This is a genomic window from Spirillospora sp. NPDC127506, assembly GCF_040302145.1.
Taxonomy (GTDB): domain Bacteria; phylum Actinomycetota; class Actinomycetes; order Streptosporangiales; family Streptosporangiaceae; genus Spirillospora.
Genome location: NZ_JBEORG010000085.1, coordinates 1 through 6,683, shown reverse-complemented (window position 1 = coordinate 6,683; position 6,683 = coordinate 1). Strand labels below are relative to the sequence as shown.

At 71.5% G+C, this 6,683-nt stretch carries 6 protein-coding genes and 1 CRISPR repeat array; of the genes, 3 read left to right on the top strand and 3 right to left on the bottom strand.

Annotated elements, in window-relative coordinates:
• Positions 1-129: 129 nt before the first annotated feature.
• A CRISPR array of direct repeats spans positions 130-952; the repeat unit is 29 nt; unit sequence GTGCTCCCCGCGCACGCGGGGATGGTCCC.
• A gap of 58 nt (positions 953-1,010) precedes the next feature.
• Both ABTW95_RS35420 and ABTW95_RS35415 read right to left on the bottom strand, forming a co-directional pair.
• Positions 1,011-1,406, bottom strand: coding sequence for a VOC family protein (locus tag ABTW95_RS35420; RefSeq protein WP_500228609.1), 396 nt, complete (start codon positions 1,404-1,406; stop codon positions 1,011-1,013).
• A 74-nt stretch (positions 1,407-1,480) separates the two neighbouring features.
• Entirely contained in the window at positions 1,481-2,011 is a 531-nt protein-coding gene (locus ABTW95_RS35415) for a DUF6448 family protein (protein ID WP_500228608.1), read from the bottom strand.
• Positions 2,012-2,201: 190 nt separating this feature from the next.
• Between ABTW95_RS35415 and ABTW95_RS35410 the strand changes: the two genes are divergently transcribed.
• Positions 2,202-3,233: a cation diffusion facilitator family transporter gene (locus tag ABTW95_RS35410; RefSeq protein ID WP_500228607.1), complete on the top strand. Its 1,032-nt coding sequence runs from the start codon at positions 2,202-2,204 to the stop codon at positions 3,231-3,233.
• 199 nt (positions 3,234-3,432) lie between these two features.
• On the opposite strand, the gene ABTW95_RS35405 is transcribed toward ABTW95_RS35410, so the two are convergent.
• On the bottom strand, positions 3,433-3,666 hold the full coding sequence (locus ABTW95_RS35405) for a heavy-metal-associated domain-containing protein (RefSeq protein WP_500228606.1): 234 nt from the start codon (positions 3,664-3,666) through the stop codon (positions 3,433-3,435).
• Positions 3,667-3,787: 121 nt separating this feature from the next.
• Here ABTW95_RS35405 and ABTW95_RS35400 point away from each other — a divergent pair, with 121 nt between their 5' ends.
• A complete protein-coding gene (locus ABTW95_RS35400) occupies positions 3,788-4,477 on the top strand; it encodes a Crp/Fnr family transcriptional regulator (RefSeq protein WP_500228605.1) in 690 nt (229 codons plus the stop codon).
• A gap of 121 nt (positions 4,478-4,598) precedes the next feature.
• Complete coding sequence (locus ABTW95_RS35395; RefSeq protein WP_500228604.1) at positions 4,599-6,527, top strand: heavy metal translocating P-type ATPase; 1,929 nt, start codon at positions 4,599-4,601, stop codon at positions 6,525-6,527.
• The last annotated feature ends 156 nt before the right edge of the window (positions 6,528-6,683 follow it).

Genomic DNA, 6,683 nt, shown 5'->3' with positions numbered 1-6,683 from the left:
ACTCAACGTCACGCTAGAAAGATCCCTGTCTCGCCCTACTCATGTCACAGAAGACTAGTTCGTCCCCATGTCTCCCCTGAGTCTGACAGAGAGGGCCTCACCGCCGGGGATGCGGCTGACGGTCATCGGGTGCTCCCCGCGCACGCGGGGATGGTCCCCAGCTCGGGAGCTTGGCGTCCGTGCGGGGCAGGGTGCTCCCCGCGCACGCGGGGATGGTCCCGTCACGGTCCTGGGTCACGTGCCGCCGGACCGGTGCTCCCCGCGCACGCGGGGATGGTCCGTCGGCCTGGCAGAACGAGGAGACGACGTACCGGTGCTCCCCGCGCACGCGGGGATGGTCCCCGACCGCGCCACGCCCGGACGTGCCCGCCGCTGTGCTCCCCGCGCACGCGGGGATGGTCCCGCCCCGCACATGATCCCGGGCCCGAACGCGCCGTGCTCCCCGCGCACGCGGGGATGGTCCCCATGCGCCGATCACGGCACGATCCAGGTAACGGTGCTCCCCGCGCACGCGGGGATGGTCCCAGCCGGTACCGGGGCCGGTGCGCGAACGACCCGTGCTCCCCGCGCACGCGGGGATGGTCCCATGGCCACGGCGGAAAGTGGTCACACGATCGTGTGCTCCCCGCGCACGCGGGGATGGTCCCCCACCGGCCCGGGCAGCGCGGATCCTCATCCGGTGCTCCCCGCGCACGCGGGGATGGTCCCAGGGCGACGGCGGCGGCCTCGCGCTTGACGGGGTGCTCCCCGCGCACGCGGGGATGGTCCCGCCTGTGGCGCGCAGGCCGCTCACCGGTGGCGGTGCTCCCCGCGCACGCGGGGATTGTCCCGGCACCTGGCCGGTGTCGTCGCCGTCGGCGGTGTGCTCCCTGCGCACGCGGGGATGGTCCCAGTGGAGTTTCGCTGGTCTGTACGGGGTTGCCGTGCTCCCCGCGTACGCGGGGGTGGTCTCGGGGTTGTCAAGTCCGCGCTGCTGGTGGTCGCTGTGGGGCCGCTTTGGGGTGTGGTGGTCAGGCGGCGGGGCCTAGTAGGTCCCAGCGGTTGCCGGAGATGTCGAGGAAGACGGCGACCTGGCCGTAGGGTTCGGTGCGAGGCGCGGTGATGAACTCGACACCGGCGGCCGTCATGCGCCGGTAGGCGGCGTCGAAGTCGTCCACGCGCAGGAAGAACCCCACTCGGCTGGCGACCTGGTTCCCGATGGCGGCCTTCTGCTGTTGACCGTCGGCGCGGGCGAGAAGGATGCCGGTCTGGGCGCCTGGCGGCCGCACGACGACCCACCTCTTGGGACGGCCGTCGTTGGTGAGCGACGGGGAGTCTTCGACCAGGTCGAACCCAAGCGCGCCGGTGAAGTACTCGATGGCCGGGTCGTAGTCGTCCACCACGATCGTGATCAGGTCGAGCCGCACCCCTGCGAGCCTAGGGCGTCCACCGGCACCTAGTGGCTACTGGCCTGGCTGGTGCACGATGGGAAAACAGCTCGCTAGTGGTGGGCGTCGTGTTCGCTGTGTGCCGGGGCCTCCATCGCCTTTAGCAGGTGATGGCTGTACACCTGGAAGCCCAGCATCGCCTCCACGTAAGCCCGGGCATCGGCGGTGGACCGATCCTTGACGGCGGCCAGACGGGACACTTCCGCGAGCCTGCGTTCCAGTTGCGTGTTGAGCACCTCGGTGAGGTACTCCGCGACGGGTTTCGGCGAGCCGTCCTGGATGGCGCGTTCGGCGAGTGGGATGACCGGCCCGACCGACAGACCGGCCGGCTTGAGCCCAGTGAACGGGGCGCCCTCGCCCATGCGGTGAAGGCGGACGACGGTCTCGAAGAACAGGCGGTCGGCCACCTCGCGCGCCCGATCGCCCGAACCCCGGGCCTCGCGCACGCTCTCGAACACCGACCGGATCTCATCCTCGTCCTGGAGCGGCACGTAAGGTAGGACCACCTGCACGTCATCGGACTCGAGTGCCCGGCGGGCGGCTGTGACGACGGGTCCATCCAGTGAGTCGCAGTGCGGGGGCATGGCCTCTCCTCTCCACGGGCCTGTGCGGCGCACGGCCCCGGCAGGAGCGGCTGCGAGGCCGCGTTCGCGCCTGTCACTGCTCAACGTAGGGCGGCCGAGTAAGCGGCCCTCAGGGGCGAAGGTCCCTAGAGCGTCCATGAACCTGCCGGTTGACTCCACAGGAGTCGTGCGTCTTCTGAAGGAGCACTTGTTGGGCGCCTCACTCGCGGTTCCGTCCGCTGACCGGCAGCGGCGGCTGACACGGCTGCTGTTGCTGTCGGTCGGTGCCGCCGTCGCCACCATCAGCCTGAAAGCCGGTGCCTGGCTGCTGACGGGCTCGGTCGGACTCCTGTCGGACGCTCTCGAATCGGTGGTGAACCTGGTCGCGGCCCTCGTCGCCCTCGGTGCGCTGCGCTGGGCGGGTAAACCCGCCGACGAGGAGCACGCCTACGGGCACACCAAGGCCGAGTACTTCTCCGCCGGCGCCGAAGGCATGATGATCTTCGTCGCGGCGATCGGGATCGTCATCACCGCCGTCGAGCGGCTGCTCCGCCCTCAGCCCCTTGAGGACGTCGGCGTCGGCCTGGCGGTGTCGGCGGGCGCCTCACTGATCAACCTGGCGGTCGGGCTGGTGCTGATCCGGGCCGGCCGCCGCCACCGGTCGATCACTCTTGAGGCCGACGGCAAGCACCTCATGACCGACGTGTGGACCTCCGTCGGCGTCATCGCCGGTGTCGCCGCCGTCGCCGCCACCGGCTGGCAGCGCCTGGACCCCGTCATCGCCATCATCGTGGCCGTCAACATCGTCTACACGGGCACCGTGCTGATCCGCCGTTCCGCCGGTGGCCTGATGGACCGTGCCCTCCCGGTCGCCGAGCGCCGGCTGATCAACGACGTGCTGGCGTCCTTCACCGGGGACGGGGTCGACTTCCACGCGCTCCGCACCCGCCAGTCAGGACGCCGCGCGTTCGTCTCGTTCCACATCCTCGTCCCCGGCGACTGGACCGTTCAGCAGGGACACGACCTCGCCGAGGCCGTTGAGGACGACATCCGCCGCTCACTGCCGCAGGTCACCGTCTTCACTCACGTCGAGCCGCTCGAAGACCCCCGCTCCTATGAGGACCTTGGGCTGGACCGAGCCCCCGGTGCCACCGCCCAGAACCGCGCGGCCGGGCCGCCCGGCCATGGCGAGGAGCACGAACTCGGGGACGAGTCGGCCGACCACGATCGTGGGGCGACATGATCTAACGGCTGAAGGGTCGAGCATGCCGACCGTTCTTCTCGTCCGCCCGTAGGCCATGCTGCGGTGCCGGTCGCATGCGGCGCAGCCCGTGGATTCGCCCTTTGCCACCGGGCGGTCCTCGCTGGGACGTGGGTGGGCGCAACGCCGCGTTTGTCGGCGGCGTTGCGCCGGTCGCCGAAGTGGGCTTGCTCGCGGTATGTCAGAAGGCGGCGGGGCGGGAGACGTAGCCCGCCCTTTTGACCGCGGCCACCAGCTCGTCCACGGTGGTCGTCGCCGGGTCGTGGACGACCTCGATCCGGGACGAGGCGAAGTGGACCTTCACCGAGTCGACGCCCGGAAGACGGCCGACCTGCTTCTGGATCTTCTGCACGCACGACGGGCACGAGAACCCCTCGGCACGGAGGACGGTCTTGACTGTCGTTGCACTGGACACGGCCCTGATCTCCTTTCTCAGCGGTGTGTTCGCGTGTTGGCCTCACGCTAAGCAACCCGGCCGTCCGTTTCCTTGACGTGGGTCAAGTCCCGTCCATCGGCGTGCGTGGCAGGCTGGCGGCATGGTGGAGGAGCAGGACCTCTGCGTGACCCGCGTCCCGATCTTCCAGGGGCTGACGCGCCAGGAGCAGATCAAGGTCGCCGGGTTCGCGCGGCCGGTGGTCGCGGTGAAGGGGGAGACGGTCTTCGCCCCCGGGCAGCCCGTCTCCCGGCTGCTGGTGATGCACGCCGGACGGCTCAAGATCAGCCATCTGGCGCCCAGCGGGCAGGAGCAGATCCTGCGCACCGCGGCCGAGGGCGACGTGGTGGGGGAGCGGACGTTCCTGACCGGCTACCGCCCCGAGCACTACGCGGTCGCCCTTGAAGACAGCCGGATGTGCGTCTTCGACCACCGCGACCTTTCGACGCTGCTGCGCGACTACCCCGACATCGGCATGCGCATGCTGCGCACGCTGTCGGACCGGCTCGCCTCCGTCGAGCGGCTGCTCGCCGCGATCACCTCCGCCGGCGTCACCGCGCGCATCGCGGCCTACCTGCTCGACCTCCCCGCCGACGTGCGGGACGGCGTGCCCGCCGTCCGGCTGCCGATCGCGAAGAAGGACGTCGCCGCCTACCTGGGGACGACGCCGGAGACCCTCAGCCGATCGTTCGCCGCGCTGGCGGCGGACGGCGCCATCGAACTGCGCGGCCGTCGCGACGTCCTGATCCTCGACATCGACGCCCTGGAGCAGGCGGCGACCGTTACCGGCTGACCACGGGAGCCTTAAGGCCCGGAACGCGGACGCTTGATGTGCGTCAAGGAACTTCGACGTGATCCCGCCTAACGTCCGGATTAGTCAGCAAAGATGCCTTTTCTGGGAGGGGTGGGGGCAGATGGATGCGATTCAGGCGTGGAGGTCGTGGCGGTGGAGTGTGCCGCTGCTGAGCGCCCTCCTGATCGTCGCGTCGTTCGCGGCCCCGGGCACCGGGCTGGTCGGGGACGCGCTGATGGTCGCGGCAGCCGTGGTCGCCGGTCGGCGGATCGCGGCCAACGCGGTCCGGGCGCTGACGGCCCGTGTGGTCGGCATCGACCTCCTGGTGTCGGTGGCCGCGATCGGCGCGGTGATCATCGGCGAGTACTGGGAGGCCGCCGCGGTGACCTTCCTGTTCGCCGTCGGCCACGCGCTGGAGAACGCCACGCTGAGCAGGACGAGGTCGGCGCTCGCCGAGCTGGTCGCGGTGGCCCCCGACGTCGCCGTGGTGCTCCGCGCCGGTGAACAGGTGGAGGTGCCCGCCGCCTCCGTGGAGCCCGGTGAGACGGTGCTGGTCAAGAACGGTGCCAAGGTGCCGGTCGACGGCGTGGTGATCGACGGCTCGGGCGCGCTGGACGAGGCGTCCATCACCGGCGAGTCGATCCCGGTGGAGAAGACCGCCGGTGACCAGGTGTTCGCCGGCACGGTGTCCATGGGGGGCTTCCTGCAGGTCCGGGCGACCGGAGTCGGGGCCGGCACCACGCTGGCCCGGATCATCCACCGGGTCGAGGAGGCGCAGGACGCCAAGGCCCGCGCCGCGGCGTTCATGGACCGCTTCTCGGCCTGGTACACCCCGGCCATCATCGTCCTGGCGCTGGTGTTCGGGCTGGTGACCGGGGATGTCGTGCTCGCGCTGACGCTGCTGGTCATCGGCTGCCCCGGCGCGCTGGTCATCTCCATCCCGGTCGCCGTCGTCGCCGGCATCGGCCGCGGAGCCCGGGACGGCATCCTGATCAAGGGCGGCGAGTTCCTGGAGAGGTCCGCGAAGATCGACGCCGTCGCGCTGGACAAGACCGGCACGCTGACCGAGGGCAGGCCGCATGCGACCGACGTGGTGCCGCTGGACCCGGCGTGGAGCCGCGCGGACGTGCTCGGCTGGGCCGCCCGCGCCGAGGCCGGGTCGGAGCACCCGCTGGCCCGGCCGATCGTCGAGGCCGCGCGCGCCGCGGGCCTGGACGTCACCGGCCTTCCGGAGGCGACCGAACCGGTGCCGGGCAAGGGCATCGTCGCGATCCTCGACGGGCACCGCGTCGCGGTGGGCAACCTGGCGCTGCTTGAGGACGAGGGGAGTTCGGACGCGGCGTCCGCCGTGGTCGAGGACCTCGCCGCCGCGGGCCGCACCCCGATGGCGGTCTCGGTGGACGGACGGCCCGTCGGCGTCGTCGCCGTGGCCGACCGCGTCCGGCCCGGCGCGGCGCGCATGGTCGCCGACCTGCACGCCGCCGGGGTGAAGAGGGTCGTCATGCTCACCGGGGACGTCCGGCGGGTCGCCGAAGCCGTCGCCGCGCAGGTCGGCGTCGACGAGGTCCACGCGGGCCTGCTGCCGGAGGACAAGCTGGAGGTCGTCCGCGAACTGCGCGACCGCGGCCACGTCGTGGCGATGGTCGGCGACGGCGTCAACGACGCCCCCGCTCTGGCCGCAGCCGACATCGGCGTCGCCATGGGCGCCGCCGGCACGGGCGTGGCGATCGAGACCGCGGACATCGCCCTGATGAAGGACGATCTCGCCAAGCTGCCGCAGGCGGTGAGCCTGGCCCGCCGGACCGTGTCGGTCATGCGGCAGAACATCGCGATCGCGCTGGTCACCGTCGGTCTGCTGCTCGCGGGGGTGCTCGCCGGCGGCGTCACCATGGCGGTCGGGATGCTCGTCCACGAGATCTCGGTCCTGGTCGTCATCGCCAACGCCATGCGGCTGCTGCGCCGGCGCGGCGCGTCCCGGAGCGGCGCCGGGGCGGCCGGACGGACGCCGAACCGCGTGGACGTGCGCGGGCCAGACCGGCAACCCGCCTGACCCCGGGCGGGACGAGCCCGAGCAGAAGGCCCGGAGGCCGGATCGCCTCCGGGCCTTCGCCCGTGGTGCGCCCAGCATGGGCGATTGCTTGGGGGTGAAAGTCCCCTGGAGGAAGAGGTGGTGCTAACTCCGAGCCGGAGGCAAGGGCGTCGTCGT

What these genes read in the sequence shown, in the direction of transcription:
- ABTW95_RS35395 (WP_500228604.1), top strand. Translation starts at nt 4,599, where the DNA reads ATGGATGCGATTCAGGCGTGGAGGTCGTGGCGGTGGAGTGTGCCGCTG.
- ABTW95_RS35400 (WP_500228605.1), top strand. Translation starts at nt 3,788, where the DNA reads ATGGTGGAGGAGCAGGACCTCTGCGTGACCCGCGTCCCGATCTTCCAG.
- ABTW95_RS35415 (WP_500228608.1), bottom strand. Translation starts at nt 2,011, where the DNA reads ATGCCCCCGCACTGCGACTCACTGGATGGACCCGTCGTCACAGCCGCC.